The 25,628-nt window shown below is 38.6% G+C and carries 39 protein-coding genes and 1 pseudogene; 34 read left to right on the forward strand and 6 right to left on the reverse strand.

What is annotated here, in order from left to right; all coding sequences use genetic code 11:
- From G602_RS31020 to G602_RS30555, 14 genes are all read left to right on the forward strand, one after another.
- The coding region (locus G602_RS31020) for a transposase (protein ID WP_026491028.1) at window positions 1–182 on the forward strand (182 nt) is incomplete at its 5' end.
- A 273-nt stretch (window positions 183–455) separates the two neighbouring features.
- Window positions 456–815, forward strand: a complete 360-nt coding sequence (locus tag G602_RS26840) for a helix-turn-helix domain-containing protein (RefSeq protein ID WP_026659672.1) — start codon at window positions 456–458, stop codon at window positions 813–815.
- Window positions 816–924: 109 nt separating this feature from the next.
- On the forward strand, window positions 925–1,467 hold the full coding sequence (locus G602_RS29110) for a hypothetical protein (protein ID WP_026659673.1): 543 nt from the start codon (window positions 925–927) through the stop codon (window positions 1,465–1,467).
- A gap of 1 nt (window position 1,468) precedes the next feature.
- Window positions 1,469–1,687 (forward strand): hypothetical protein, encoded by a 219-nt coding sequence (locus tag G602_RS0114730; protein WP_026497038.1) that lies wholly within the window; start codon window positions 1,469–1,471, stop codon window positions 1,685–1,687.
- A 251-nt stretch (window positions 1,688–1,938) separates the two neighbouring features.
- On the forward strand, window positions 1,939–2,502 hold the full coding sequence (locus tag G602_RS0114735; RefSeq protein WP_026659674.1) for a hypothetical protein: 564 nt from the start codon (window positions 1,939–1,941) through the stop codon (window positions 2,500–2,502).
- A gap of 13 nt (window positions 2,503–2,515) precedes the next feature.
- Entirely contained in the window at window positions 2,516–2,725 is a 210-nt protein-coding gene (locus G602_RS0114740) for a DUF6462 family protein (protein WP_026659675.1), read from the forward strand.
- Between the two features lie 135 nt (window positions 2,726–2,860).
- Window positions 2,861–4,096, forward strand: coding sequence for a site-specific integrase (locus tag G602_RS0114745; RefSeq protein WP_026659677.1), 1,236 nt, complete (start codon window positions 2,861–2,863; stop codon window positions 4,094–4,096).
- 1,129 nt (window positions 4,097–5,225) lie between these two features.
- A complete protein-coding gene (locus tag G602_RS0114750) occupies window positions 5,226–6,533 on the forward strand; it encodes an ATP-binding protein (RefSeq protein WP_026659678.1) in 1,308 nt (435 codons plus the stop codon).
- A 104-nt stretch (window positions 6,534–6,637) separates the two neighbouring features.
- Entirely contained in the window at window positions 6,638–8,065 is a 1,428-nt protein-coding gene (locus tag G602_RS0114755; RefSeq protein WP_026659679.1) for a leucine-rich repeat domain-containing protein, read from the forward strand.
- 34 nt (window positions 8,066–8,099) lie between these two features.
- Entirely contained in the window at window positions 8,100–8,822 is a 723-nt protein-coding gene (locus G602_RS0114760) for a YjjG family noncanonical pyrimidine nucleotidase (protein WP_026659680.1), read from the forward strand.
- Between the two features lie 369 nt (window positions 8,823–9,191).
- Window positions 9,192–9,395, forward strand: coding sequence for a hypothetical protein (locus tag G602_RS26850; RefSeq protein ID WP_049945251.1), 204 nt, complete (start codon window positions 9,192–9,194; stop codon window positions 9,393–9,395).
- A gap of 1 nt (window position 9,396) precedes the next feature.
- Complete coding sequence (locus G602_RS26855; protein ID WP_330369209.1) at window positions 9,397–9,942, forward strand: DUF6551 family protein; 546 nt, start codon at window positions 9,397–9,399, stop codon at window positions 9,940–9,942.
- Window positions 9,943–10,242: 300 nt separating this feature from the next.
- On the forward strand, window positions 10,243–10,464 hold the full coding sequence (locus G602_RS0114775) for a hypothetical protein (RefSeq protein WP_026659681.1): 222 nt from the start codon (window positions 10,243–10,245) through the stop codon (window positions 10,462–10,464).
- A 45-nt stretch (window positions 10,465–10,509) separates the two neighbouring features.
- A complete protein-coding gene (locus tag G602_RS30555; protein ID WP_155829923.1) occupies window positions 10,510–10,662 on the forward strand; it encodes a hypothetical protein in 153 nt (50 codons plus the stop codon).
- A gap of 95 nt (window positions 10,663–10,757) precedes the next feature.
- On the opposite strand, the gene G602_RS30560 is transcribed toward G602_RS30555, so the two are convergent.
- Window positions 10,758–10,922, reverse strand: a complete 165-nt coding sequence (locus tag G602_RS30560) for a hypothetical protein (RefSeq protein ID WP_155829897.1) — start codon at window positions 10,920–10,922, stop codon at window positions 10,758–10,760.
- A gap of 439 nt (window positions 10,923–11,361) precedes the next feature.
- On the opposite strand from G602_RS30560, the gene G602_RS0114795 reads away from it, so the two are divergent.
- The gene (locus tag G602_RS0114795) at window positions 11,362–11,601 is read left to right on the forward strand and encodes a hypothetical protein (protein WP_026659682.1); all 240 of its coding nucleotides are present in this window, start codon (window positions 11,362–11,364) and stop codon (window positions 11,599–11,601) included.
- A 66-nt stretch (window positions 11,602–11,667) separates the two neighbouring features.
- Window positions 11,668–12,057 (forward strand): DUF4342 domain-containing protein, encoded by a 390-nt coding sequence (locus G602_RS0114800; RefSeq protein WP_026659683.1) that lies wholly within the window; start codon window positions 11,668–11,670, stop codon window positions 12,055–12,057.
- 64 nt (window positions 12,058–12,121) lie between these two features.
- Here G602_RS0114800 and G602_RS30565 read toward each other — a convergent pair whose 3' ends face one another.
- A complete protein-coding gene (locus G602_RS30565; RefSeq protein WP_155829925.1) occupies window positions 12,122–12,271 on the reverse strand; it encodes a hypothetical protein in 150 nt (49 codons plus the stop codon).
- Window positions 12,272–12,488: 217 nt separating this feature from the next.
- Between G602_RS30565 and G602_RS0114810 the strand changes: the two genes are divergently transcribed.
- From G602_RS0114810 to G602_RS0114825, 4 genes are all read left to right on the forward strand, one after another.
- Window positions 12,489–12,725, forward strand: coding sequence for a GlsB/YeaQ/YmgE family stress response membrane protein (locus tag G602_RS0114810; RefSeq protein WP_026659685.1), 237 nt, complete (start codon window positions 12,489–12,491; stop codon window positions 12,723–12,725).
- Window positions 12,726–12,739: 14 nt separating this feature from the next.
- The gene (locus G602_RS0114815; RefSeq protein WP_026659686.1) at window positions 12,740–13,051 is read left to right on the forward strand and encodes a YbjQ family protein; all 312 of its coding nucleotides are present in this window, start codon (window positions 12,740–12,742) and stop codon (window positions 13,049–13,051) included.
- 212 nt (window positions 13,052–13,263) lie between these two features.
- Window positions 13,264–13,689, forward strand: a complete 426-nt coding sequence (locus tag G602_RS0114820; protein WP_044932256.1) for a flavodoxin family protein — start codon at window positions 13,264–13,266, stop codon at window positions 13,687–13,689.
- Between the two features lie 36 nt (window positions 13,690–13,725).
- Window positions 13,726–14,751: a virulence RhuM family protein gene (locus tag G602_RS0114825; RefSeq protein ID WP_026659688.1), complete on the forward strand. Its 1,026-nt coding sequence runs from the start codon at window positions 13,726–13,728 to the stop codon at window positions 14,749–14,751.
- Window positions 14,752–14,987: 236 nt separating this feature from the next.
- Here the strand turns inward: G602_RS0114825 and G602_RS0114830 are convergent, their stop codons facing one another.
- Window positions 14,988–15,224: a helix-turn-helix transcriptional regulator gene (locus tag G602_RS0114830; protein WP_242835622.1), complete on the reverse strand. Its 237-nt coding sequence runs from the start codon at window positions 15,222–15,224 to the stop codon at window positions 14,988–14,990.
- An 81-nt stretch (window positions 15,225–15,305) separates the two neighbouring features.
- Window positions 15,306–15,650, reverse strand: a complete 345-nt coding sequence (locus G602_RS29115) for a S24 family peptidase (protein ID WP_256374982.1) — start codon at window positions 15,648–15,650, stop codon at window positions 15,306–15,308.
- A gap of 236 nt (window positions 15,651–15,886) precedes the next feature.
- Between G602_RS29115 and G602_RS0114840 the strand changes: the two genes are divergently transcribed.
- The 8 genes from G602_RS0114840 (at window position 15,887) to G602_RS0114875 (ending at window position 20,880) form a co-directional block, all read left to right on the forward strand.
- Window positions 15,887–16,744, forward strand: coding sequence for a hypothetical protein (locus G602_RS0114840; RefSeq protein ID WP_026659691.1), 858 nt, complete (start codon window positions 15,887–15,889; stop codon window positions 16,742–16,744).
- 260 nt (window positions 16,745–17,004) lie between these two features.
- Window positions 17,005–17,484 carry an Lrp/AsnC family transcriptional regulator gene (locus G602_RS29120; protein ID WP_049945252.1) on the forward strand — a complete coding sequence of 160 codons (480 nt, stop codon included), beginning with the start codon at window positions 17,005–17,007 and terminating at the stop codon, window positions 17,482–17,484.
- Window positions 17,468–17,830 (forward strand): DNA-directed RNA polymerase subunit alpha C-terminal domain-containing protein, encoded by a 363-nt coding sequence (locus G602_RS0114850; RefSeq protein WP_026659692.1) that lies wholly within the window; start codon window positions 17,468–17,470, stop codon window positions 17,828–17,830. The genes G602_RS29120 and G602_RS0114850 overlap by 17 nt, the downstream gene beginning before the upstream one ends.
- 186 nt (window positions 17,831–18,016) lie before the next feature.
- The gene (locus tag G602_RS0114855; protein ID WP_026659694.1) at window positions 18,017–18,460 is read left to right on the forward strand and encodes a hypothetical protein; all 444 of its coding nucleotides are present in this window, start codon (window positions 18,017–18,019) and stop codon (window positions 18,458–18,460) included.
- A 72-nt stretch (window positions 18,461–18,532) separates the two neighbouring features.
- Window positions 18,533–19,054, forward strand: a complete 522-nt coding sequence (locus tag G602_RS0114860; RefSeq protein WP_026659695.1) for a hypothetical protein — start codon at window positions 18,533–18,535, stop codon at window positions 19,052–19,054.
- On the forward strand, window positions 19,054–19,350 hold the full coding sequence (locus G602_RS0114865; protein WP_049945253.1) for a hypothetical protein: 297 nt from the start codon (window positions 19,054–19,056) through the stop codon (window positions 19,348–19,350). Before G602_RS0114860 ends, G602_RS0114865 begins: the two co-directional genes overlap by 1 nt.
- Window positions 19,351–19,756: 406 nt before the next feature.
- Window positions 19,757–20,272: a DUF4298 domain-containing protein gene (locus G602_RS31505; RefSeq protein WP_242835624.1), complete on the forward strand. Its 516-nt coding sequence runs from the start codon at window positions 19,757–19,759 to the stop codon at window positions 20,270–20,272.
- A 47-nt stretch (window positions 20,273–20,319) separates the two neighbouring features.
- Complete coding sequence (locus G602_RS0114875) at window positions 20,320–20,880, forward strand: NUDIX hydrolase (protein ID WP_026659698.1); 561 nt, start codon at window positions 20,320–20,322, stop codon at window positions 20,878–20,880.
- Here G602_RS0114875 and G602_RS0114880 read toward each other — a convergent pair.
- Complete coding sequence (locus G602_RS0114880; protein WP_044932260.1) at window positions 20,871–21,065, reverse strand: (2Fe-2S)-binding protein; 195 nt, start codon at window positions 21,063–21,065, stop codon at window positions 20,871–20,873. The genes G602_RS0114875 and G602_RS0114880 overlap by 10 nt on opposite strands.
- 97 nt (window positions 21,066–21,162) lie before the next feature.
- On the opposite strand from G602_RS0114880, the gene G602_RS31230 reads away from it, so the two are divergent.
- The 6 genes from G602_RS31230 to G602_RS0114915 all read left to right on the forward strand — a co-directional run bounded on the left by G602_RS31230 (window position 21,163) and on the right by G602_RS0114915 (window position 25,098).
- Window positions 21,163–21,306, forward strand: a complete 144-nt coding sequence (locus G602_RS31230) for a hypothetical protein (RefSeq protein WP_155829927.1) — start codon at window positions 21,163–21,165, stop codon at window positions 21,304–21,306.
- On the forward strand, window positions 21,306–21,851 hold the full coding sequence (locus tag G602_RS0114890) for an SF0329 family protein (protein WP_026659700.1): 546 nt from the start codon (window positions 21,306–21,308) through the stop codon (window positions 21,849–21,851). Before G602_RS31230 ends, G602_RS0114890 begins: the two co-directional genes overlap by 1 nt.
- A gap of 71 nt (window positions 21,852–21,922) precedes the next feature.
- Window positions 21,923–22,483 carry a flavin reductase family protein gene (locus G602_RS0114895; RefSeq protein ID WP_026659702.1) on the forward strand — a complete coding sequence of 187 codons (561 nt, stop codon included), beginning with the start codon at window positions 21,923–21,925 and terminating at the stop codon, window positions 22,481–22,483.
- A gap of 159 nt (window positions 22,484–22,642) precedes the next feature.
- On the forward strand, window positions 22,643–22,894 hold the full coding sequence (locus G602_RS0114900; RefSeq protein WP_026527803.1) for a PF20097 family protein: 252 nt from the start codon (window positions 22,643–22,645) through the stop codon (window positions 22,892–22,894).
- A gap of 324 nt (window positions 22,895–23,218) precedes the next feature.
- Window positions 23,219–23,755 (forward strand): RNA 2'-phosphotransferase, encoded by a 537-nt coding sequence (locus tag G602_RS0114910; RefSeq protein ID WP_026659703.1) that lies wholly within the window; start codon window positions 23,219–23,221, stop codon window positions 23,753–23,755.
- Window positions 23,756–23,892: 137 nt separating this feature from the next.
- On the forward strand, window positions 23,893–25,098 hold the full coding sequence (locus G602_RS0114915) for a PIN domain-containing protein (protein ID WP_026659704.1): 1,206 nt from the start codon (window positions 23,893–23,895) through the stop codon (window positions 25,096–25,098).
- 185 nt (window positions 25,099–25,283) lie between these two features.
- Here G602_RS0114915 and G602_RS0114920 read toward each other — a convergent pair.
- Window positions 25,284–25,628 (reverse strand): annotated as a pseudogene (locus G602_RS0114920) (IS1634 family transposase); the annotation flags it as partial.

The raw sequence follows: 25,628 nt of genomic DNA on the forward strand, positions 1-25,628 counted from the left end.
AGGGTTCATTTGCAAATGTAAAAGAAGACATGAACTTCAGAAGATATTTGTATAAGGGGACGAAGAATGTTCTTGCACAAAGCGTGTTGCTTGCAATCGGATTCGATATCAATAAACTGCATCACAAGATCATGGCCGGCCGAACAGGAACTCATCTTTTTGAGCTAAAGAAAACGGCATAATTTTTGATCCTTAAAAATCAAACTCCTGTATCTGATCCGAAGATATCTTCGGACTATTAAGTTACTCTAAAAATATGAGATATGAGCAGAAAGCAGATATAAGTACCGATTTTTAGGCCTGAAAAAGGGCCATCGCCCAGATGATTTAATCATCTAATGCGACAGCCCCCTGTTTTCGATATCGTTTTGCAGGCTTTCTTTTTTGTTGCCAAAACACATAGCACTGGGCAGGTGGAGTTTTCCGTTTTCTGACTTCAGAAATGGAGAGAGAAAATGGAAACAATTAACTATGAAGCTGTTGGAAAGAGACTTAAGGAGCTTAGAATGAATGCCGGGATTACGCAGACAGAGCTGGCAAGGAACCTTCACCAGTCGCATAACGGTGTCATTTCATGGATCGAGGCAGGCAGGAAAGTACCATCACTGGATGTCCTGGTAGCCTATTCTGAGAGATTCGGTGTTACAACTGACTGGATACTCAAAGGAACTGCAACAGGAGAACAGGATCAAAATATACAGGACGAGATCGAGGGACTTGTGGAACTGAGGAGGCTGTATAAAAAAATAGAGAGACCGGATGTGAGACAGGTGGCACTCAGGCAGCTGCGAGCTCTGACTATGATAGGCAGATAACGGAAGGATTAGACCAGGACAGACGCAGTAAACATGGCAATTTATGGATGCTTGTCTTATAAATTGCCGGATGATAAAATTATAGGCAACACAGAAAGACAGGGTTAATATGAAAACGGTTTTTGACGAATATAATGAAAACAAGGATGCCATAGCAAATGTTCTTCATGAAGTGGAACAGGAAAAGATGCAGCTAGATATAGAAGTGGGAACTACCATCAATTGTCAGGGTGTGATTGTGGATGTTACCTATGGAGATAAGCATTCAGTTTTCCCACCGCATGAACTTCTAAAGGACAGAATTTTTACTCATAATCATCCCACCGGAAGATGTTTTTCCAGGCAGGATATAAAGAGTGCAGTATTGGACGGATTGCTTGAGTGCAGGGTTTCTACACCGCAGGGCACGTATTTTTCATTAAAGAGAAAAAGTGATGCAGCTGTGAGCCTGTCATTCATAAATGATGCGTGGAACGCAACAGGTTCTGATGCACTTAGCAACAGGATCATGGAATTGATAAAGTCAGGTGAGATTTTTCCTACAGACCTTACCTGGGACGTAAGAGCCAGAATTGAAAATGATATGATGATCGCATTTCTCAGGGAACATGCATCAGAATATGGATTCATCTATTCTGAAGGAGGTATTTGATATGAGCGGATTTGACGACAGAAGCTTTGATATTGGAGCTGATTTTTATAACAAGCTGGCAAAACAGTATGCAGACCATGAGATATCAGATGAAGAGTTCATGCGTATCAGTAAGGAAATGGGCAACATCATCGAACTTTGTTCAAATGGTGATATTACCGAAGCGGAGTGCAATGAGAGGCTGGATAAGCTTTGCCCCGGCGTCCCAGTTCATGCATGATGTGTCAATTTCATAAGTCTGTGATGTCAGAGGATTCCGAGAATTATTCGGAGTCCTCTTTTTTGATGCCTTGGACCTCTTTATGTGGGGATTGAAATGATGATAACTTTGGAATAGATGTGGCAATATCACAAATCCTGATAAAGTATCACATATTGGGGAATCTTTTTCTGTGTCATAAAAAGTACAATAAAAATGTTCCGGAACAAAGCAATTCTTATAAGAGACTATTTTCATGAAGGGGGAGTGCGATGGGCAGAAAAAGCATTGTTAAGACCTATGGGAATGCAACGATGGAAAAACGTGTTGAGATTATTCTTGATAACTATTCCAATTTTGACTGTATGCTGGATGGATTCGAGAGAAGTCTTTATCTTGTGATTCTCACAGAGCGTGAGGACAAGAGAAATAGTGAGAAATCTGATCTTGGAGTCAGAGTGCAGACTTCAAATATAAGTGATCCAACGGGAAATACAGGAACCAATGGAGCTGAATTAAAAAGGGCAATCCATGAAGGCGACTGGTTGTCTGCTATTCAGGGGACGATAAATCCTGAAAAACATCGCAAGGAGATAGTTACAATACATAGGATGAGAATGGGATATGAACTTGTTACCCAGCAGTTTGGACAGCTGAAACCAAGACAGCGCAGGCTTTTTAAAAAGTATCTGAGTGGTGAAGACGAGCCTGTAGATATTGCCGATGAGTTTGGAATAACTGTTGAGGCACTGCGCACAAGGGTGTATAGATACCGACTGAAGGTTAAGGAATCCGCTCTCTATCATATGGAGAATATGCAGCAGATATGTGCATAAGGAGGAATGGAAAATGGCAACACCAAAGAGATCTAGATATCAGGGACCGCCGGCTTTTATAAGACTGACAGATGCCCCTGAGCAATTTGGTATGAATGAAGATACTATCAAAAGACTTGGACATGAGTGCGGTGCTTTCAGAAAGGTGTCCAATATGGTTCTCATCAATTATGAAGTAATGAAGAATTATATTGATACTTTTGAGGTAGTAGATATCAGATAATTATTAACATGGCTGAATAAGACATGACATGATTAGAAAATTATTGAAGGATGCCTGGATATGAGTCATAATAGAAATTGGATGAATCCTTTGGCTGTTCTAATCATGTCATGTTTTTGTTTGAAGGAGAAAAGCATGACAGTGAGAAAAGATAGCAAAGGCAGGATGCTGAGAAAAGGTGAATATATCAGACAAAGCGATGGACGTTATGTGTACAGCTTTACTGATCCTTTTGGTAACAGGGCTTTCATTTATGATAAAGACCTTGCCGGACTCAGGGAAAAAGAGAAAGGCCTCATGAGAGACCAGCTTGATGGACTTGATGTCTATGCCAGAGGAAAAGCAGACCTTAACACAGCATTTGACCGTTACATTAAGACAAAATGTAACCTGCGCGATTCAACCAGAAACGGATATATTTACACATATGACCATTTTGTAAGAGACAGCTTTGGACTTAAGAAGATTGCCGATATCAAGTATTCAGATGTGCTTCATTATTATTTACATCTATTGAATGATGAGGAGATAGCACTGGGAACTCTTGATTCTGTGCATTGCGTCATCCATCCGACTCTGCAGCTTGCAGTTCGTGATGACATCATAAGAAAAAATCCTTCGGATGGTGTCATGGCAGAAGTCAGCAAGAATACCAGCAAGAGTAGAGGTATCAGACATGCTCTGACAAAGCAGCAGCAGAAAGTATTCATGGAATATGTTTCCGAGCATCCTGTTTACTGCCATTGGTGGCCGGTTTTTACAGTACTTCTTGGTACCGGGATGAGAGCCGGAGAATGTCTAGGGCTTCGATGGGAAGATATTCTATATGAAGACAAAGTGATTTCGGTGAATCATTCTATTGCTTACTATCCCACTAAAGGGACAAGATCAGCAATGATGAGAATCCATCTTCCTAAGACAGAAGCCGGTATCAGAACCATACCTCTTCTTTCATCAGTAAAGGATGCATTTGACATGATAAAGGATGAACAGGATGAATATGGGATGGTATCTCCTGTGCTTGATGGAATGACAGATTTCATTTTCCTCAATCAATATGGTAATGTGATCAATCCGCAGACGGTAAATCGTGCAATCAAGCGCATCGTTGACAGTTACAACAACGAAGAAGTGCTTAATGCAAAGAAGGAGCGCAGAGAAGCGTTTATTCTTCCTCATTTTACCTGCCATCATTTGAGGCATACATTCTGCACCAGATTGTGTGAGAAGATTTCCAATCTGAAAATCATTCAGGCAATCATGGGCCACAAAGACATTAAAACAACGATGGATATCTACGCAGAGGCAACAGAGGAAGGTAAGCAGGCGGCATTTGCAGAGCTTGCTTCTGAGCTGGAGGATTTATTTTAATCTGCTATATTATGAATAGTAGAAACGCAAACAGATTTGTAAATCATAATCTTATATGACTAAATGCTTTTGACAGCGAAATAACCTACTGACAGCAGTTTGACAGCAAACAGCTTCAGAACCACAAGGTATAATCGGGATAAGCAAGGAAACATGATATTTCGGTTATCGGGCATGGTAAGGGATATTAAGGGTAAACAAGAAGAGGAGGACTTATGCTTCCGACACTTAAATCACTTGATAAATAAGCCCAGTATCCATGCGGTTCGCGAGGGGTATGTAAAAGATTTGACAGCAAAATTGCTGCAGCAAAATCCATTTTCTTCGGGGTTAACAAGGAAAAGCTAAGCACTCGATTTCAAAAAGTTAGAAATCTTTTTGAAAAATGACATCAAAACGACAGCATTTGTTTTACCAACAATAAGGTAAGACAAGGAATACGGTAATAATCACAGTAGAGCATAATAAGGTGTCATGGGGTAGAGTAAGGAGTGAGTGCAATAACAGGCCAAGCCTTAAGTCTATTGATAAGTAATACTCCTAGGTTTATGCGGGTTGGTTAGCTTTTCGGGCGCCGAGGTACCGGCGCCCGTAATGTTTAAGAATGCAGTTATTTTGTAGTGGTGTTCTATTTTTTTACCGCGACTGCGGTACTTACACATCGTTCTGATGTGTGGGAAATTCCATTTTTTTACCTTCGGAAATGAAAAAGGCTTGATGAAGGCATATATGTTGGTGGGTTAGGGTTGCTTTTAGGCGCTTTTGGTGTTGGGGTATGCCTTTAGGGGAGTAAATTTTGTACTGAAGGTATACATACTGGTGCGGTTTGGGTGTCCTTTAATGTTGGATATGCCTTCAGCGATGGAAAGCGCTTCCCAAAGGTATACATATAGGCGGTGCAAGGGTGTTTTTGAATGATGAGTATGCCTTAGGTGATGAAAAATACTCTGTGAAGGTATATGTTTTGACAGCTGGACTATTCGAAAAAAATAAAGCAAATCATTCGAAAATAATAAAACAATATACTCGAAAATACTAAAATAAATAATTCGAAAATCATAAAAATAAAATTGTAATTCAGAATGAGGCTTGCTACAATAAGAGGATAAGAGGACAGGAGAGCAATGCAATGGAATACATAAAGAGAATAATTGATGATGAAATAGATCGAAAAATGTCGGCATTTAATGCAGTTAGTATAGTTGGACCAAAAGGATGTGGTAAAACCAGAACAGCTAAGGAACGTTGTAAGACAGCAATTGAGTTCCAGGATGAAGAAAAACGAGATGGATATATGAATATAGCCGAAACATCACCCAGGCTGTTTTTGAAAAATGATAAACCTATATTATTCGATGAATGGCAGGATGCGCCAAAGATATGGGGGACTATAAGGAAGGACTGTGATGATAATCCGGATTCTGTCGGAGAGTATTACTTAACCGGATCATCAAGCAAAAAAGTTGATACGCCACACACGGGAACAGGAAGAATAACTGAGCTTACAATGCTTCCAATGACACTCTTCGAAACAGGTGAGTCAAATGGAAAGGTGTCAATATCAAGGATAATTAAAGATAATGAGTATGATATTGATGGCTGTGATTGTGCAATAGAATTGGAAGAATTGTTTTTTGCTGTATGCAGGGGAGGGTGGCCTCGATGCATGGCACTGAAGTCGCCGTCTGCTAAATTAGAAATAGCAAAAGATTATTTTAATCAAATCTATCAAAAGGATGTAAGTGCCTTTGACAAAACAAAGCGAAATCCTGAATGGGTTAGAACTCTTTTGTGGTCATATGCAAGAAATATGGCAACTACGGCGAAGAAAACAAACATTTATGCAGATGTTAAGGCGTCATTCAGTGTGTCAGATGTTACATTGTCTTCATATGTAGATGTATTAGAACAATTATTCGTAATAAAAGATATTGATGCTTGGACACCGCAAATCAGGTCTAAGACAGCGATAAGAGCAGCAAAAAAACATCTTTTTGTTGATCCATCCATTGGTTTAGCTGCATTAGGGGTTAATCCTGATTATTTTAATAAGGATTTAGATTTATTTGGACATGCTTTTGAAAACATGATATTACGAGATTTGATAGTATATGCAGAGGCTCATAATGCACGTATATTGCATTATACTGATGACATGGGACTTGAGGCAGATGCAATTTATCAGTTTGAGGATGGTGATTATGCTCTCATTGAAATAAAAACCGGAACAAATAGAATTCCGGAGGCAGAAGCTTCGTTATTGAAATTTAGAGATTTAATAAGAAAATATAACGAAGAGGCTGAAAAGAATCCGAAACATCCAAGGCCTAAATATCGTGAACCTTCAGCGCTGATTGTTATATGCGCTACAGCAACAATGGCTTATACTACAGAAAATGGAGTAAAAATTATACCTGTTGGATGTTTGAGGGATTGAGTGAATTAAAGTCTGTCTGCAATGGAACAATACATTTCTTCATAAGGAAACTCTTTGTTGATTCAGAGACAGGAGAAAGAATCCCAAAATAGGAGCATACCTGGATGAAAAAAGTTAATTTTTACGGAGATATGATATACGCTGGCGGGTGGTTTGCGTATATAAGAGATGATGGCAAATCTGCACCGCTCACCAGAAAAGACGCACGTAAGATTGAGCTGGATTTTAGAGCATACAACGCGCGGATGGATGTGGATCGAGGAGGAATGGAGCCGAAACAGGCATATGAAAGCCGAGGATTAATTTGGAATGAAACAACGCATGCCTATGAAGTAAAAGGATCATACTGGATCGATGAACTGGCACCTTCGACGCAGGATATAGTTATCGGAGACGAACTCATAATTCCTGAAAATGTCGGCGGATACAAAATGAACCACATCTATAAGGATTCTTTTCAGAATCTTGATATAGAAAAGCTTGTTATTCCTGAGGAAATAATAGGAATTTCTTCAGGAGCATTTGATGGCTGTACAAAACTGAAGGATGTTCAGTTCGGAAATCGTGTTGATATCGAAAGTAATGCATTCGGTAATTGTCCGTTCATATCCTTTTTAAGTGGTATATGCTATATCAACAATACCCTTTATAAAGCTACGGAAAATATAAACAAAAATCTGGTCATTCCAGGCAACATAACTTCAATAAGCGACCGCGCCTTTGAAAACAACAAGACTTTGGAAACAGTTAAACTCCCTGAGGGTTGCGCCTATATTGGACAGAAGGCATTTTGCGGATGTGTGCTCCTGAAAAGTGTTACATTCACCGGAAAGGCTGACCTTATTTGTGCGAGCGCTTTTGAAAACTGTCCGCAGCTTGAACGGATGGATCTTCCTGAAGGTATATGGGAAGTACCGGAAAATCTTTTCAAGAATTGCAGTAAGCTTTCCGAAGTTACGATACCGACATCAGTCACAAAGGTTGGTAAGTGGGCATTTCTTGGAACATCGATGGAGAAAAAGTTCCTAAGCTCCAGCGATGAGTGTATGTATGTTGGAAATTGGATGATCGAGATTAAAAAAGAGTGCGGATCTGAACTAGCTATCAGGGAAGGAACTGTGGGAATTGCAGAAAGGACCCATTTCGATGATGGTCCGAAGAGAAGCTTCAAAAAAGTGCATTTGCCGGATTCAGTTAAATATCTTAATACATGTTCTCTGACACATTCAGAGCTTGAAGATCTTGATCTGGGATCAGTAGAAGACATCGGTCTTGATGCAATACGCGGTAACAAATGTAAAGAAATACATATTCCGGCAACCTGTAAAAAAATTACCTATTGGAACTTTGCGAACTGTCCAAACATAGAAGATATCTACTTTCATAATTCAAAGACCTTCATAGAGTGGCCTGCGATCACTGACAGAAGCGATAAGTTTACTATCAGGATTCATGGATATGCAGGATCTACAGCGGAAGAATACTGCAGGGAATATGGTGAAAAATTCAACCTGATGTTCGTGGCAATGTAGTGGATTTTTTTTGCAGAGAGATTGGATATTAGTCATGCATAGAAATTTATTATTTGATCTGGATCAGACTTTGTTGGATTTTCATGCTTCTGAATATACAGCACTCAAAATTGTTCTTATGAAAAATGGCCTCTCGTTCTCAGATGAGATATATCAGGCTTTTAAAGAGTTCAACAAGTCACTCTGGTTGGAACTGGAAAAAGGGACAATTACGAGAGAGGAACTTTTCATTAAAAGATTTGAATATATCTTCGGGAAGTGTGAGGGAGATTCGTCAAACCTTGATCCACTAAAAACCAACGATGAATTCATAAAGACTATGTCCGTGAATGGCGTGCTTATGGATGGTGCACTGGATTTTGTAAAGAGAGTAAAAGCTGAAATTCAAAAGGCCAGGATTTATATAGCTTCCAATGGTGTAACCATAAATGCCAAGGGGAGGATTGCCTCCACAGGTCTTGATCAATATATTGACGATATATTTATTAGCGAAGATTTAGGGGTGACGAAACCGGATCCGGAATTCTTCGATGTATGTATGGAGCGGATCGGAGAACCCAGGCCATCTTGTATTATGATCGGAGATTCCCTCACATCAGATATGCTTGGGGCTAAGAACGCGCATATTACCTCTGTATGGTTCATGCCATCAGGAGATGTGAAGGAAGCTATGCTGGAGTACAATATTGACTACTGTGCAACGTCATTTGATGAGCTGTATGAGATTTTGGAAAAGTGGTCAAAAGAAATAGTATGATATACGAATTGCTTCGTTTCTTCGAATCTCTCGCAATTCTACAAATACCATAATATATAAATGCTGCATTTCTGCAGCTGAATTTTTGAGGGTTAGCTGCCGGGTTCATTAAGAGCCTGGCAGCTTGTGTTATGAAGAAAAGTTTCTATGAGGGGGCGCAAATCGTCCGGGGGACGATTGCTCTGCGCTCGACCGAAGCGGAGCGTAGACTTCTCAAGAGGTTTCGTTCCTCTTGATGTTTCTAAGTTTAGATCATTATCCTAAAGCGAAGTTAAAAGAAATTGATGAGAATGTGAAAATCAGATAAGCATACTGACGGCTAAACGCGAGGTGGAAAAACGGGTACCTAAGGCGGGAACTATCAGGCAGATGCCAGCGTACGATCCGGATTCTGAAGTAAACAGTTTATGCATGACAATAGGATCATGGGTATCATCGATAGAGAGGGTTAATAAAACTGCTGATTTTACAAAGATTGCGACCAAGGCGCGTATACGGCTATCAAGAGAACTGGCGTCACTTGATCTGACAATAAAGGATATCCAAAGCTCCTTGGAAGAAAGGACAGGCTAATATGAACGAAGAATATAATGATTTTGTACCTAATGTGCATTTTGAGCTTATCCCGATAAAGGATCTCGTGTCGAATCAGGATTATCAGCGTAACCTCTCGATGCAGCATGTAAGAAGGGCGGCTGCCAATTTTGATATAAACCAGGTAAATCCCATGAAGGTCAGTAGAAGAGATGGTATTAACTATGTTTTCAACGGACAGCATACTGCGGAAATAATTGCCATGGTATCTGAGAGCAGAGAAACACCGGTTTGGTGCATGATATACGATGATCTGGAGTATAACGAAGAAGCTGATATATTCGCTAATCAGATGAAGAATGTGAAAGCACTGTCACCATACGAGATATTCAATGCAAATTGCGAGGCGGGTAAGGATAAGGAGCTTCTGATTAAGGGGCTTGTGGAGTCCTATGAGCTTAAAATCCTTCCATCAGCCGGAGTCGGAGGCATATGTGCAGTTGGCGCTCTTGAAAACATCTACGATAAATACGGCTATGATGTACTGGATAGAGTGCTTAGGCTCATTATCATGATTATTTTCTGATGAGCGCTGGAACGGAGCATAAAATGTTAAGCGTCAGAATCTTTGTACTGAAGGTTTTGGCGCTTTTGTTTCGTTATCTATATTAGAGGATTACAAATATTTATTTTGCGTTCTTTGATATACAGAATATCGTGCGGTTTTCATATCATATTCTCATAAGGAGAACTTGAAAATGCGCATGGATATTGGACTGTGGACATCTGTTGGACGCTGAGTGATAAAACTGTGATATAGGGATTGATAAGATTACAGTATCGAAAAGATAACAGCGAAAAACATTATTTGAAAGAGGTATCTGGAATGAAAAAGGGGAGCATGATGGTAAAGAGAATAGCAATGGTAATTGCAGCAGTTGCAATTGTTGCAGGTGCTGGTATCAACGGTCAAATGACAGCAGAAGCAGCAAAGACTCAGATGATGGAAATCAGCTGCCCTCACTGCCATGAATACATAACAGTGGATGTGATGCAGGACGATGTAGAATGCACACACTGCTTTGAGAACATTCACATTGATGGCTGATCATAACTGTTACAATGTCCTGATTAAAGTAATGGAGGAAAAATTATGCGTAAGATTTTTGAGAGTTTTATGGAAGAATTTGGTTTCATAGATAATTCAGCTACATACAGAAAGCCCTTCGGCAGACTGGATGCTTCAGACTATAGCAGGATTGAGGCAGAGCTTATAAGATTCGCTGATAGTGTCGTGGCAGGCTGAAAGGTGTGGGATCAACAATGGAAATATGGACATATTAAAAGCCAGGATCTTTTCTCAAGACCCTGGCATATTTATGCTTATTATTTATATTTAAATTACCAAACGAAGGTTACTGCGTTAGCAATATCTTCTGTGATAGTGTTATCTTTTACAAGCTTTCTAAGCCATTTCTCAAGGTTGTCAACCTTGTGGTTTGTTTGGATAAAGTGAATGCTTTTGCCTTCTACGTCATTTGAAAGAAACAGTTCGTACATATACATAAGAGAAACCTCCATTTAATCATCTTATTTTTGTTTCATTCGTATTGGCCATTTGAATGTTCCTTGTCGCTTACAGGAAATATATCGATGGGTAGGAAAGATAACTTTAGAGGAAAATTTAATGTTTTAAAAATACTTTTTTGGGTGGCATATTTGAAATTTTTATTCATAAAAAATAAATGAGTTCCGTGTAAATTTGGCCATCATCAGTGTGGGGTGGCCTGAATTTTTGGTTCTGGTGATACCATACGGTCAGGATAAGGATGTAAAAAAACTCTGTAAAAGAAGAATAGACATGCCATTTTTGCGAGGAAGAACATTTATCTGAAGATATTTCAATTTTACAATCGTTCTGACGACAATGGTGAAATTAAAGGATTTAACCTTTGATCAGATGCCCCGGGATGAACTATCCCGGAGTTTTTATGAGGAGGACGGCATGAACAGCAGATTAAAGAAATACGCAGGTGCTTTAGCAATTATCGTTGGTGTTCTTCTTGCATGGGAAGCAGCCAGTGAGGCAAATACGATGTTCATGATAGAGAGCATCTGTCTTGCTGTCATTGGAATGTGCTATGTACTTCCTGTCAGGGATGCCATAAAGCATCTGATATCAGAATCAGAAAAGGTAAAAGACAAACAAAAACAGCCGGAAACGGAAATGTTCCTTATCCGCTGATTATATAGATAAAAAATAAAAATGTTATAGGTTTTGTAGTAAAGGTATCCTAAAGAGGAGGACATTATGGACATCACACTTGAAGCAATTGAAAAGGTAATGAATCAGACGGGAGTTGACTACGCAGCTGCCAAGGAAGCGCTGCAGCAGACAAATGGCGATGCAGATGAGGCAATAAAGCTCCTTCAGCCCAAGGTATGTGAGCTGGAAGAAGACGTAAAGAAGCTTATTGATAAGCTTAAGAAGATAGTTGAGGATGGCAATGTAGACAGAATTCAGGTGAAGAAGGGCGATGAGATTGTTCTCAGTGTCCCTGTAAATGTCGGGATCATCGGCGGAGTTCTTGGACTTGCAGCAGCACCCTGGGCACTTATAGCAGGATCTGTAGCAGCATTCGGACTTGGATGCAAACTGGTGGTGGTTAAGAAGGACGGCTCCACTGACGAAGTGAAGTAAAACTGAATACAGGATTTACATATGCCTCGGGGATTAATCTTTATTCCCGGGGCATTTTAGAAATCTATTTCTTTCTTCTGTCATTTAAGAGGAGCCCGGCAAGGATGGTAAATGGTACGGCTATTACAGAAAGTAAAGCACCGGCACCTATCAGCATATCTTTATTATCTTTCTTTTCTGAATTATTATCATGATTTTCGTTATCGTTTGCCATTTTTGTTACCTCACATAAGAAATCATTTCCTATATTTTACCACTTATGGGGAATATGTTTATCGATATTACAACTATGAATATGTATTATGACATGAACCGGACATATACTTATATCATAAACAGAAGCATTGAAAATGATTACAGAATAACTATCATAAATAGTGGTATTGAAATATCACATGAAAATGTGAAGAGTAAGATTGGAGGCAAACAACATGTTTGGAATTATTGGTGGACTTATCCTTGGAGCAATTGCAGGTTTCATTGGAAGCAATATCATGAATGAGAAATCCGGAACATTTAAGAACATCATTCTTGGAGTTCTTGGTGGTGTAGTTGGCGGATTTGTATTTAAACTCATCGGATTTACAGCTACAGGCTTAATTGGAAGCCTGATTGTATCAACTGTTGGTGCATGTATATGCATCTGGCTTGGAAGGAAGCTGTTCTAAAGGAGGTGGCAGGTATGTTAATGGTTACTACAGAAACAATATCCGGCAAGAATCTGGAAATGCTTGGTCTTGTAAAGGGAAGTACTATTCAGACAATCAATGCTTTTAAGGATATCGGATCCGGACTTAAAACTCTGGTGGGTGGTGAGCTTGGAAGTTATACCGAGATGATGGGTAAGGCAAGAGAACTTGCCACTGACAGGATGATCAAGGAAGCGCAGGCTCTTGGTGCAGATGCGATTGTTGGTGTAAGATATTCTTCATCTTCTGTAATGCAGAGTGCAGCTGAGATAATGGCTTATGGAACAGCTGTAAAGTTTGCCTGAGAGGCTATGCTGATAGAGGACAGAAACTCTTGTTAATATTGATAAAACACTTTTTCATAACCGCTGTCTGGTGTAGAACCAGACAGCATCCTTCCTAAAACAACAGCTGCCTTTGATAGGCGGCTTTTTCTATTGTATGACTATAATGAAGGTTGCATCTGGGATATAATCTATAGTGGACATAAAAATATTTGAAGGTGAGGGTGCGGATAATGAGTAAAACAGCGATAGTATATGCTTCGACACATCATGGGAATACAAAGAAGGTTGTGGATGCCATTGCAAAGGAATTCGAGGGCGATCTGATTGACGCAACAGCTACAACGGAGAAAGATCTGAGTGAGTATGAGCTTATAGGCTTTGCTTCAGGTATCTACGCAGCGCAGTTCCATCAGCAGGTTAAGAATTTTGCACAGGCTAATCTTCCTCAGAATAAGAAGATATTTTTCATAATGACAAGTGCCATGAATAAGGATTTTTCAAAATCAATGGCAGAGTCCATAAAGGGTAAGAATGCTGTGATTGTAGGGGAATTCACTTGTCCTGGCTTCAATACCTATGGCCTATTTAAGTTGGTGGGAGGTTTGCAGAAGGGGAATCCGACAGAGGAAGAGATAAAGAGGGCTGTGGATTTTTAAAAGAATCTTTTATAAAGATAAAAAGAGGGTTTTCGTATGAAAAAGAATGTTCAGATAAGAAATAGTACTGTTGATTTTTTGATTTTTACCAAAGATTCTAAAAGTGATGGAATAGAAGTTAGAGTGCAAGATGGAGATGTCTGGTTAACTCAAAATGCGATAGCACAGCTTTTTGATATTGATAGGTCAGTTGTCTCGAAGCATCTCAAAAAAATTTTTTCGTCGGGGGAATTGGATGAAAATTCAGTTTGTGCAAAATATGCACAAACTGCTGATGATGGAAAAAACTACAATTATAAGTTTTATTCTTTGGCAGCGATTATTGCTGTAGGATATAGGACAAATTCTGATAAGGCAACACAATTTAGACAATGGGCAACGAAGGTATTAGATGCATTTACTAAACAGGGTTATGTTCTTGATAAAAGCAGACTAGTGAATGGAAAAATATTTGATGAAGATTATTTTGATCAGTTAGTAGCTGAAATTCAGGAAATACGAGCCAGTGAAAGAAGATTCTACCAGAAAATAACAGATATATATGCAACTGCTGCAGATTATGATAAAGATGCTCCTGTGACAAGAGAATTCTATGCAACGGTGCAGAATAAAATGCATTATGCTGTTCATGGAAACACAGCTGCAGAACTTATCGTATCCAGAGCTGATCACACAAAGGAACACATGGGATTAACTTCATGGAAAAACGCACCGGATGGGAAAATCATAAAGACGGATGTTTCAATAGCAAAAAACTATTTGTTAAAAGATGAAATACAAGAACTAAATGAGATAGTAACAATGTATCTTGATTATGCGACGAGGCAGGCTAAGAGGCATGTTCCGATGACAATGGCAGATTGGAAATCGAAATTAGATGCATTTCTTGTTTTTAACGATGCTGAAGTTCTGCAAAATAAAGGGAAAGTAACTGCGGCTATAGCAAAAGAATTTGCAGAGAGCGAGTTTGAAAAATATAGACTTATACAGGACAAGACATATGAAAGTGACTTTGATAAGTTGATTAACAGTACTGAGAATATCGCAGATTCAACTAAGTAACAATCGCATAAAGTAACATAAGGCAGGAATGACCTGATGATAATACGGTAGGTGTGCCATTGAATAAAAGGTTTTAGACGCCTATTAGGGAAGATATTGAAGGGTCAGTATCATATTACTAATGATCGGAATTACTTGTACGCAGAGTATTATGATGAAGAGAATAAGTATATTCTCACCTGTGAGTTTTAGGCATAAACTGGCCCGCTCTTGTAGCGGGCTGATGTACCAATAGATTATTCTGTATTTGCTTGGCCAGATTTTTCTTTTGTTTCTGGGAAAACTTCCTGAACCAGCAGATTAAAATAGGCGGAGATCCTATAAGCATAATCCAGGGAAACATTTTGTTCTCCGTTTTCTATCATGCTGATAGTGCGTCTGCTGATTCCCAAGTCTTCAGCCAGTTTATTCTGGCTCAGCTTCTTCTTTTTACGAAGGTCATAGAGTTTGTTGGAATAAGACAAATCTTTCAAAACATCATCTCCTCTCGGTAATAGGTAAAGCCTTTCTGACAAGTGCCACCATACCAAAAGGAGTGTCCTATATTACGGACACTAATCAATGGCGAGCTTGCCAAATATTTTGAATGTACTGTATTCGCCTATGGGAATTGGCTTATACTTTGCATTTAGTGATTGCAGGAAATTACCGGCTGTTTTCACAATGTATTTTTTGAAATAAGTTTTTCCGTCCAGGTAAAAGAGTCCGATATCTCCGGAATCAAGACATTCTGTCTGTTCAATCCATACCAGTTGTCCGTCTTTGAAAGCAGGTTCCATACTATCCCCGTCAAGATATACGCCAAAGCTGGCTTTTCTCGGAACATAATCATGTATTTCAACTTCTTCAAAGTTATCATCATCAATAAAGTTGCCGGTTCCAGCAGATGCTGTAAACAGTGATCCTTAACGAATAGTTATAAGTTGTAGGGGGTCTATGGTTCCATATATCTTAATTTGAGTACCATGGAAGGATAAAAAGATAGATTTGGGTGCTGGTGAACAAGTTATGGTCGCTTATATACTTGGACTAGTAAAATGAGAAAGTTTACAATAATTTTAGCTTTGTTTAATCAATCTTTAATTGCTTAAATATCTTTAGTTGTAAAAATGTATAGATACGAATGATATAATTTATGAATAATAAGAAGAATAGTAACCTGGTTCCAATATTGATAGCGATATTTATTATTATTCTTGTTGGTGTGCGTATTTGGATGAAAGCGGAGAATGAAAAGCTGTATGATTCCTTGGATGCGGCACGGGAAGTTTACCGCGATGATATAAAAAAAGCTGATATATATGACAAGAAAGATGGTGATTATTTCAAAGAAATAAGTGTCGTTACTATATTTGATGACAATAATCTTAGTAATTCCTGGTTTCATACTAATTATGATAGTGTAACAGTAAAGCTGGATGACAGCATAAATGAGCTTATGCTTAAAGAAAGATGTCTGATTATGGTTACTATGATAAATGAAATGCAGGATAACCTTCAGGCGTATTATGAAAAAAGCGAATACAATAAGATATATGAAGAAAATAAAGGTATGTCTTCCATGAAATATAGAGGGATTTACCTAGATATTTATCATAAAGCAAAATTCATTTTCAATACTTCACGATATATATACACGTTTGAATATGTGAATTCTATGACAGTTAAAGATAAGCAAACAGGGGAGACAAAGTACTATGATTACTGGGAGTCTGATGGAGTTCTGAAGCAGTTCGAGGACAGATATGGCTCAAAAACATCAAGTAAGAGTAGTATACAAAGCAGCACTTCGGAAAGTACAAAGCCAAACCAAAAGGGGGCATCTTCAGCAGGGAGCCAAAATAGCTATGATCCATATAATGTGAATGACTATAAATCATCCGAGGAGTTTGCAGATGATAAATATGAAGAATTCTACGACTACGAAGATGACTATGAAGATGAAGACGAGGCATATGATGCAGCGGAAGATTATTGGAATGAACATCATTAATACTGTTGTATTTGGTCAGTACTTATAGGATTGAGTATAATTTATGGATCTCTAGATAATTAAATGTGTGCATAGTAATAATCCATCGTCTTTTAAAGATCAGGCGATGGATTTTTTGTGAGACTTAAGAGAATTCATAGACGGGAGAGGATTGAAGGACTGTGTTCTGGTTACGAATCGTAACCGGCGCTATTGCATAAGTTTTTTCGGATAAATATAATCAACTTAATCAGAGTCGACACTGATAAGGAGCAGAGTTAATGGATGGAACAGATAAAAAGATCTTGGGTATGATCAAGGGAAATGCAAGAATGAGCTATCAGGAAATAGGTGATAGGCTTGGTATTTCAAGAGTTGCTGCAAAAAAGAGGATAGTTAAACTTGAGAATGAAGGCATAATCCGTGGTTATAATACATACATCAGACGTGATGATGAGATCACCATGCTTATAGATATCATTACAACTTCGGAGGGGTTCGAAAGGACGCTGGAGTATGTTGCAACAAAGACAGCCTTCATACGTCAGATTTTCACAACTCACAAGGAGAATCATATTCATATGGTCGCTGTATCTGATTCTGCCCATGATCTCAAATATTTAGCTGAGATGATTGAAAAGGATTGCAGGGATGACGCTGTAGAGATACAGTGCCGCCAGATCCGGGAGATCATCAAGGATGTTTACGGAGGCATTAGATATGAGCACAGATCAGAGTCGGACGATGGAACAGATTGCTGAGATTTTTTCTTTTGATAAATTGAGAGCAAGTAAAGGAGGCAAATTCTATTTCACTTTTCATTTAAAACCAAGTATGTACGATACACCAATAGAAGCTTTGGAATTAAGCGTCAGAGCATATTATTCTTTAAAACGGGTGGGATTGGATACAATCGGAAAACTTGCTGATGCAATAGAATCAGGAGTTGAGATCAAAAACATAAGAAACTGTGGAGCCAAAACCAGTAGAGAAATAATGGGGCGTATGTTTCTTTATCAGTATAGTATTCTGCCACAGGAAAAAAGAGGTTTTTATATTTCTGAAGTTAAAGATCTTAATGTACGAAGAAATAAATACTTGAATTGACAGAATAAGAACATAAATTCGAGTGTGCAGAGAGGTTTTTGGGACACCATATCTGATAGGATGAGTATATAGAAAAATAGAAACACATAATTCACCAAAACAGATATGTAACTGGAAAACCCAAAGGATTATCTTGTATATAGAGATACCACACCGTTTTCGGAGAAGTTATGGAGGGCGGGATAAATGAAGAAATCAGTCTTTAATCTTATTACAGCATTCGTTGTAGCAATCACCATGATTGGAATAATGTCATTAGAGGCAGATGCAAAGAGTAAATGCATAAGATCGGATTGTATGAGAGATAGAGCAGATGGAAGTAGCTATTGCTATTTACATACACCTTCATCAAGTAGCAGTTCATATTCAGGCAGCACTAAGAAGTACTCAAGTGGGTCCAGTAGCTACAGCTCAAGTAAAAAGAGCACAAGCTCTTCTTCAAAATCCAGCTCTAGCAAGAAGAGCAGTGACCCGTATAGCGTAGATAACTACAGACATGGCGGAATGGAAAAGCTTGATGGTGGTGGAGAAAGATGGGATTACAACAAGGATGGTAAATATAGCATCTTTGAAGAGAATTCAAGAAGAGCATATGACGAGGAACTCAGAAGAAGCATGTATGGTGACTGAATAGACAATTGCTGAAATATAGAGTATATGTTAAAACCTCACAGTTTCGTGGAAGTATAGGAGGTCAGGATCATGAGAAAAACTATTATTACAATTTTAACAGCATTTGCAGTGGCTATTACATTATTTAGCAGCTTGTCTATGGGAACAAAGGCATATAACAGTCAGTGTGCTAAATCTGGATGCACCAGGAAAAGAAGCACCAGAAGCATATATTGTTATGTCCATAAGCCATCTACGAGTTCTTCAAGTAGCTCATATTCTAGCAGTACCAAGTCCTATACAAGTACTTCCGTAGGGCATTGCGCTAAGTCCGGATGTACCAGGAAGAGAAGTACTGGCAGTATCTACTGCTACGAGCATAAGCCTACCACAACATCAAGCAGCAGCTCTTCATACAGCAAGAAGAGTACTTCAAAGAAGTCATATTCAAGTTCCAAGAAGAAATATGATTCCTATGATGTTTATGATTATAAATCCGCGCAGGATTTTGCTGATGATAAATATGAAGAATTCTACGACTATGAAGATGACTACGATGATGAAGACGAAGCTTATGATGCAGCTGAAGATTATTGGAATGAGCATCACTGATGGGAAAGGAGCTTGTTATGAAGGGACCTTTTGATGATATATTTGGAAATACTCCATTTGATCTGAATAATGATGGGCATATAGATGCCGGTGAATGGGCTTTTATAAACGATACAGTTTTCAAGGAGGATGATGATTCATCCGATTATGATGATGAGGAAGATGAACTCGAGGACGAGCTTGAAATGGCGGGTCTTTCCAGGGATGATCTGGAGATGATGGATCCGGATGAGAGACGTGAAGCCCTCGAGGATGCAGGTTTTGATGCTGACGATTTTGATGATTTTGATTTTTAAGCTATTTACAAATAGTTGTTTTTGTTTGTCATAATGCATATCCGAATGAAATGATCCATCCTCTGGGTAGTAGGGTATGTAGCCACAGGGCATTTTAGTCTGGTAGGGGATTTTGTGAGATCAGCCGGGCTGTACTCCTTTCTAAAATAAATGGCTCCAATAATCTTCAGAAATTGAAGATTACTGGCGCTTTGTTGCGTCCTCTAAGTGCCACTCCCTCAATCGAAGGAGTCGTCAGGTCGTCCGGGAGGACGTTCGATTATTTATCCGCCCGGAGCAGTGATTGCTCCGGGTTTTTTATGATATCATCAATACTATGGAAAAGGAAACGAAGATTTCGTTCGGATACCTTGGAAGCAATAATGCTGATAATATAGTGAATCAAAAACTATGGAGATCTTGGGTGATGAAAAGTGAATCACGTAAACAAAGATTAACGAAAAAAATATATCTGGATATGCTCATTCATTCTGCTTATGAGAAACAGGAGGAAGAAGGTATATCAGATCAGGAAGCCATTAAGTATATATGTGATAACGCTTCAAGATATAGGATTTATACAGATAATAATTATGATTATGAAAAGATTAAAGATCGTTATTTTTATGTAAAAGCCAGATTAGATGAGCGATATGCAAGGACACATCTGCGTATGCGTGTGTATAGAATGGATAGCATACTTGATAGAGCAAATAGTAAGCTGGATGAGATAGATAAGCTTATGACCGAATTGGCAGAGATGCAGCCGCAGATCCAAGAACTGGAAAGCTATTATACAAGCCAGGACTGGAAAGATGATTTTGCTACGGATGAGAATGATGAGATTCCGGATAATATAAAGCGCGGAGTCCTGTCTGAGGATGGCATCTACAATATGCTTGAGCGAAATAAGGAAATTATGGACTTTATGCGTGAAGACTGATTATGTGTAAGGTTTAAATATAATGAAGTGCAAGAGGGGATATTTTTGTGGAAGAGATTTTTGATGTAACAGATGATAATGGTTTTCCTGTGGGCAGGACAGTCACAAGATCAGAAGCGCATGATAAGGGGATTTCTCATAGAACTGCTCATACATGGATAGTCCGTAAAGCTGGTGATTCATACCAGGTATTACTGCAAAAGAGAAGCGCAAACAAGGAATCGTTTCCTTCGATGTATGATACTTCTTCAGCCGGTCACATCCAGGCAGGTGATGATCCGCTGGAATCAGCGCAGAGAGAACTGTTCGAAGAGCTGGGAATAAAAGCTCATGAGGGTGACTTTACTTTTGCCGGTAAGTTCCATATCAAGTATGAGATGGAATTTCATGGAAAGATGTTTAGAGACAACGAGGTAGCTTTCGTATATGTCTATGAAAAGCCAGTGGATGAGACAAAGCTTGTTCTTCAGACCGAGGAAGTTGAAGAAGTAAAGTGGTTCAATATAGATGAAGTGCTTGAAGGCTGCAAACATAGGGATGGGACGTTCTGTGTTCCGATGGAAGGGCTTGAGACCGTGATGAAGTATCTGGGATACAATCATGCGTAATCTTCTGGAAACATAATGATATCGCGGATCATGGTAGTGATGAAGTCACGGCATTTTCCGCAGCCGGTACCACACCCAGTCGCTTCCTGGACTTTTTCATATGTATCCGCACCATTTTTGACTGCATCGAGGATTTTGCCATAATTAACGTTTTTGCAGGAGCATGCGATTTTATCTCTTTTCATATCAGATATCCCTCCGAAGATTGATTGTGACAGTATAGATATCGGCAGTTGTTTGAAGGGATATTACGTGTATTATCAAAAAAGGTAGGGGTTATTGTTGCAAATAAGAGAACTAACAGAGGCTGAGCGAGCGGCCTACGATGAAATGACGAAGAACGCAAAACAGCTCACGATCTTCGAAACGGAAGAGGAGCTGGATGCAAATGACTATATATTTGAAAGAGAAGAAGGAGACGAGTGATGCCACAGTCGTGGAGCAGTATAAGGAAAAAACTTGAGCAGGATCTTTTATGTGAGACCTTAAAAAACAGAGTTCAGTATTTCAGGACAAATTATCATGGAGCACCGGATGATTACGGAAGATTTGCTGTAAGGATAGATGGGAAGGAAGTTTTTCAGGCAAATCCATATAATGAAATGGCAATATTCAGGTATGGAGCTGAAGTTAAAAGGGAGCAGAATATTCCTGGACGAGAGTGGACTGATGATGGGGAAATAATCAATCAGGAGGTAAATCTTGCTGCAGAAGAAGAGGGTAGGATCAGAGCAGCAGAAGATGGTATCGTTGATTCTTGTTTAGTTCCCTATTCCATAAAAAAGTATCTTAATCAGGATATAAAGGATAGCATTGCAGACAAAGATCCTATTATAAGGATGCTGGCGATTTTTGACAGAAGAGTGGGTAAAAGGACTCTGAGGGATATTTCTAAGACAGTGCAGGAACAACCTGAATGGTTGCAGGAGTTTTACAGATTGAGACTTGATGCTGAAGGGATAAAGTATTGATGTGCTAAAAAATTGTTTGGAGAAAAGATGGATTTTGTAGTTAAGCAATACAGAAAAAGGAGGACCTGAATATGAGCAGAAAAGATTTTGGAGCAAAACCATTTAGTTATCCGCAGCCGGTATGGATTATCGGTACTTATGATGAGAATGGAAAACCAAATGCCATGAATGCGGCGTGGGGTGGAATCAGTGAGATGAAAGAGATTTCCGTGTGTCTTTCTGTAGATCATAAGACTTGCAAGAATTTCGAGAAGACAGGTGCTTTTACTATCAGCATGGCAGACGCAGACCATGTAGCGGCCTGTGATTTTGTCGGTATGGCTTCAGGCAATAATGATGAGGATAAGTTTTCAAAGGCAGGTTTTACTGCAACAAAGAGTCCAAATGTGAACGCACCTATCATAAATGAGCTTTCCGTATGTATGGAGTGCAAGGTAAAGAGCTTTGATCATGATTCATGCATTCTTAAAGGTGAGATCGTGAATGTAAGCGTTGATGAGTCTGTGCTTACAGATGGTAAGGTTGATGTAAGTAAGGTTAAGCCAATTACTTTTGATCCCTTCAATAATGCTTATCATGTTGTTGGTGAAAAAGTTGGAGATGCTTGGGAAAGTGGAAAGGTATTGATGTAATAATAGTGTTTATGTTGAGTGGTACTTCATAATGAGGTGCCGTTCTTTTTTGCATTATTAGAAGGATAGATATACAGTTTTTACCATAGCGGATATGCATTGTGTTCTCCGGTTTTCGTATAATTATCATAACAACAGGTCTGAAAATGGAGGAATTATATGAAATGTCCTAAATGCGGAAATGAGATGACAAAAGGAGAGATCAGTGTTAGTGCGAATACATCCAGGGGATGGCCGGTGCTTTTCTGGGCAACATCGGATGTTTTTAACCGTGTATTCCCACAGCTCCTGACTGCTAAAAAGGCTGCTTCAGAGGGTGGAGTGCAGATAAATTTGGGGAATGGATGGATGAAACCTCGAAATGCTGGATATATCTGCAAGGAATGTAAATGTGTTCTGATGGATTATTAAGGATGAAAGACTTGCAGACCATATCGTTTTGGGTATAGTGGGAATTACAGTAATGTATGCATCTTGCGAGATACCTCCTGAAAATATTTTTTACAATCGGCATTTTCTATGCCGGTAATACTATGCATTTATTATTGCCTCCTTCGAAAATTATCCATCAGAAGATAAGGTTTTATTCGGCTCCCCAACAACTCTTTTATTCCCCATCGAGATCTCGTAAACTTGATTTTTGCAAAATCACTGTCGCATAAAAATGGCATATCATATTGTATAATGATACATTTAACAAATGATTATGATAAGAGAAGGAAGTGAAGATTGAGAATGAAAAATACAGAAGTTAGCAAGTTTATCAGTCTTATATTGAGACATAAACCTGAAACAATAGGCATATCTTTGGATGAGCATGGATGGGCAAACGTTGATGAATTGATTGCAGGAATTTCAAAGATTTCGCCGATAAACATGGAAATGCTGGAAGAGATAGTAGCTACTGATAATAAGCAGAGATATTCTTTTAATGAAGACCATACTCTTATCAGAGCGAATCAGGGGCACTCCATACCTGTAGATGTGGAGCTGAAAAAGGTCACTCCTCCGGATATCCTTTATCATGGAAGTGCTGAGAAATATGAAAAATCAATTGATGAACAGGGACTGATCCCCAAGTCCAGGCTGTATGTTCATTTGTCCAAGGACTATGACACAGCTGTGAATGTCGGGAAAAGGCATGGCAAGCCTGTAATCTATAAGGTGAAGAGCGGAGTAATGGATAAGGATGGGATAGAATTTTTCTTATCTGAGAATGGAGTGTGGCTCACAAAGAAAGTGCCTGTAAAGTATTTGGAGAAAATGAAGTAATGCCTTTGGGGCAATAGTGGTTAGAGTTTACTAATATGCAAATCGAGTATTATTTTTGCATGATTTATTTCCATCTTCATTGAATTGATTTCAGCAGTATGAAATAATATTCACAACATCAAAGGAGGCTTGAAGAGATGGCAATAAAAATATTTCTAGACACAAGTGTTTACGACAATTTGAACTTTTCATTTAATAATAGACAGTTATCTAAATTACGAGATTTAGCTCAAAACGGCGAAATAGATTTACTATACAATGAAATTGTTTATCAGGAAGTGTATCATAATATTTCAGAAAATCTTTCTGTGGCAATAAATCAGTACAACCAGCTTCTCATGGACAGCAGGGCATTAGCTCCGTTCAAACATGATGATTCATTAAGTGTAAAAATATCCTCTTTGGATTCCGACAAAATGATAAATGAGATTAGAGCCAATTGGGATAAGTTTTTGAATGAATGTATCGCTGAAAAAATTGATATAAATACTGTTGATGTTGATGAGATTGTAAATAAATATTTTAAAAGGCTACTGCCTTTTGAGAATAAAAAGCCATATGAATTTAAGGATGCTATTATTATAGATTCTATACGGCAATATGCATCGTGTAATCCTAGAGAAGAAATCTATGTTGTATCTAAAGATAAAGGCTTTAGGAAATCTTTCAGAGATGATAAACAGATTGTGGTTTTTGCAGAACTCTATGATGCAATTAATCAAGCAATTAGATCGGAAGAAAACTTACCTATCGAACTTGAGAATTTATTTAATGAAGATGACTTTAATACTGCTATTCGTGCCACAATTGATACTTATACAACTGGTGGTTCTGTAAGTGTGGAAGACATTTTTGATGAAGTAGATGTTATTAGTTCTGAATGTACTGATTTAGAGTTTGAATATGTCGATGATGTCAATGATGAAAACGCTACAATTATTGCAACCGCGACTATTGAATTTGTTGTAGAGTATAGTGAACGTGATGAAGACAGGTCATATTATGATCAAGAAGATGACCGCTACTACTGGGAAGTCTATAATAAATTTAGAAATAAATTCTCAGTCACCAAAGAAGTTGAAATAATAGTTATATTTAATACTGATAGCAAAAATCCGGATGATCTATTTGGTTCAGCTGAGGTAACCATTGATGATGATTTTTATTTAGAAAAAAATAATCTATTAGAGTCAGAACTTCTAGAAACTACATCCGATGAAAGTGAAGATGAAGAAGATGATGACTATGATCCAACGGCATTATATTGCCCTGATTGTGGATGTAAAATCACATATGCAAATGATGGCGGTGCCTTTTGTACCAAATGCGCTCCTAATCATTAAGAGGCTATATGATGATTTTAAACGAATGGGCGAGGAGACTTTTTTATACTACGAGTATAATAGACAGCTAAGTATATCGGTGTTACTATCCTGTCTTTGACAGTTTAATACCAACTAAAGACGCCAAAAGCCTTAATACATCAGGCTCTTGGCGTTATTTTTGTGATTCTTGATATATAGTAATATTACCTTTGCTTGCTTTGTTTTTCTATAGTTCTCATATCAGCTTTAGTAATGAATTCGTAATCGGTTCTAAAACCGCATACTTTATGAAGGGCATCAGTAAGCTTATCACGAATGTAAGTTGGCATGTATCCCTGTCCTTTAATGTCTGCAAATTTCATTGATTTCAATTTATCCAAGATTTCTTCACAGGTGTATTTGTTTTCAAGTTGCTTTTCCAATAAACGATAAACAAGTAATGACAGGAAACATATCAGGAAGTGGGCTTCTATTCTGTCATCTCTTCTGATATAGACAGGTCTTGCAGCGAAATCTGTTTTCATGATTCTGAAGCATTCCTCGATCTG

The organism is Butyrivibrio sp. AC2005, assembly GCF_000424145.1.
Lineage (GTDB): Bacteria > Bacillota > Clostridia > Lachnospirales > Lachnospiraceae > Butyrivibrio.

Excerpts from the sequence above, each read along its gene's own strand:
- G602_RS26840 (WP_026659672.1), top strand. The coding sequence starts at position 456 with ATGGAAACAATTAACTATGAAGCTGTTGGAAAGAGACTTAAGGAGCTT.
- G602_RS29110 (WP_026659673.1), top strand. The coding sequence starts at position 925 with ATGAAAACGGTTTTTGACGAATATAATGAAAACAAGGATGCCATAGCA.
- G602_RS0114730 (WP_026497038.1), top strand. The coding sequence starts at position 1,469 with ATGAGCGGATTTGACGACAGAAGCTTTGATATTGGAGCTGATTTTTAT.
- G602_RS0114735 (WP_026659674.1), top strand. The coding sequence starts at position 1,939 with ATGGGCAGAAAAAGCATTGTTAAGACCTATGGGAATGCAACGATGGAA.
- G602_RS0114740 (WP_026659675.1), top strand. The coding sequence starts at position 2,516 with ATGGCAACACCAAAGAGATCTAGATATCAGGGACCGCCGGCTTTTATA.
- G602_RS0114745 (WP_026659677.1), top strand. The coding sequence starts at position 2,861 with ATGACAGTGAGAAAAGATAGCAAAGGCAGGATGCTGAGAAAAGGTGAA.
- G602_RS0114750 (WP_026659678.1), top strand. The coding sequence starts at position 5,226 with ATGGAATACATAAAGAGAATAATTGATGATGAAATAGATCGAAAAATG.
- G602_RS0114755 (WP_026659679.1), top strand. The coding sequence starts at position 6,638 with ATGAAAAAAGTTAATTTTTACGGAGATATGATATACGCTGGCGGGTGG.
- G602_RS0114760 (WP_026659680.1), top strand. The coding sequence starts at position 8,100 with ATGCATAGAAATTTATTATTTGATCTGGATCAGACTTTGTTGGATTTT.
- G602_RS26850 (WP_049945251.1), top strand. The coding sequence starts at position 9,192 with ATGCCAGCGTACGATCCGGATTCTGAAGTAAACAGTTTATGCATGACA.
- G602_RS26855 (WP_330369209.1), top strand. The coding sequence starts at position 9,397 with ATGAACGAAGAATATAATGATTTTGTACCTAATGTGCATTTTGAGCTT.
- G602_RS0114775 (WP_026659681.1), top strand. The coding sequence starts at position 10,243 with ATGAAAAAGGGGAGCATGATGGTAAAGAGAATAGCAATGGTAATTGCA.
- G602_RS30555 (WP_155829923.1), top strand. The coding sequence starts at position 10,510 with ATGCGTAAGATTTTTGAGAGTTTTATGGAAGAATTTGGTTTCATAGAT.
- G602_RS30560 (WP_155829897.1), bottom strand. The coding sequence starts at position 10,922 with ATGTATATGTACGAACTGTTTCTTTCAAATGACGTAGAAGGCAAAAGC.
- G602_RS0114795 (WP_026659682.1), top strand. The coding sequence starts at position 11,362 with ATGAACAGCAGATTAAAGAAATACGCAGGTGCTTTAGCAATTATCGTT.
- G602_RS0114800 (WP_026659683.1), top strand. The coding sequence starts at position 11,668 with ATGGACATCACACTTGAAGCAATTGAAAAGGTAATGAATCAGACGGGA.
- G602_RS30565 (WP_155829925.1), bottom strand. The coding sequence starts at position 12,271 with ATGGCAAACGATAACGAAAATCATGATAATAATTCAGAAAAGAAAGAT.
- G602_RS0114810 (WP_026659685.1), top strand. The coding sequence starts at position 12,489 with ATGTTTGGAATTATTGGTGGACTTATCCTTGGAGCAATTGCAGGTTTC.
- G602_RS0114815 (WP_026659686.1), top strand. The coding sequence starts at position 12,740 with ATGTTAATGGTTACTACAGAAACAATATCCGGCAAGAATCTGGAAATG.
- G602_RS0114820 (WP_044932256.1), top strand. The coding sequence starts at position 13,264 with ATGAGTAAAACAGCGATAGTATATGCTTCGACACATCATGGGAATACA.
- G602_RS0114825 (WP_026659688.1), top strand. The coding sequence starts at position 13,726 with ATGAAAAAGAATGTTCAGATAAGAAATAGTACTGTTGATTTTTTGATT.
- G602_RS0114840 (WP_026659691.1), top strand. The coding sequence starts at position 15,887 with ATGAATAATAAGAAGAATAGTAACCTGGTTCCAATATTGATAGCGATA.
- G602_RS29120 (WP_049945252.1), top strand. The coding sequence starts at position 17,005 with ATGGATGGAACAGATAAAAAGATCTTGGGTATGATCAAGGGAAATGCA.
- G602_RS0114850 (WP_026659692.1), top strand. The coding sequence starts at position 17,468 with ATGGAACAGATTGCTGAGATTTTTTCTTTTGATAAATTGAGAGCAAGT.
- G602_RS0114855 (WP_026659694.1), top strand. The coding sequence starts at position 18,017 with ATGAAGAAATCAGTCTTTAATCTTATTACAGCATTCGTTGTAGCAATC.
- G602_RS0114860 (WP_026659695.1), top strand. The coding sequence starts at position 18,533 with ATGAGAAAAACTATTATTACAATTTTAACAGCATTTGCAGTGGCTATT.
- G602_RS0114865 (WP_049945253.1), top strand. The coding sequence starts at position 19,054 with ATGGGAAAGGAGCTTGTTATGAAGGGACCTTTTGATGATATATTTGGA.
- G602_RS31505 (WP_242835624.1), top strand. The coding sequence starts at position 19,757 with ATGAAAAGTGAATCACGTAAACAAAGATTAACGAAAAAAATATATCTG.
- G602_RS0114880 (WP_044932260.1), bottom strand. The coding sequence starts at position 21,065 with ATGAAAAGAGATAAAATCGCATGCTCCTGCAAAAACGTTAATTATGGC.
- G602_RS0114890 (WP_026659700.1), top strand. The coding sequence starts at position 21,306 with ATGCCACAGTCGTGGAGCAGTATAAGGAAAAAACTTGAGCAGGATCTT.
- G602_RS0114895 (WP_026659702.1), top strand. The coding sequence starts at position 21,923 with ATGAGCAGAAAAGATTTTGGAGCAAAACCATTTAGTTATCCGCAGCCG.
- G602_RS0114900 (WP_026527803.1), top strand. The coding sequence starts at position 22,643 with ATGAAATGTCCTAAATGCGGAAATGAGATGACAAAAGGAGAGATCAGT.
- G602_RS0114910 (WP_026659703.1), top strand. The coding sequence starts at position 23,219 with ATGAAAAATACAGAAGTTAGCAAGTTTATCAGTCTTATATTGAGACAT.
- G602_RS0114915 (WP_026659704.1), top strand. The coding sequence starts at position 23,893 with ATGGCAATAAAAATATTTCTAGACACAAGTGTTTACGACAATTTGAAC.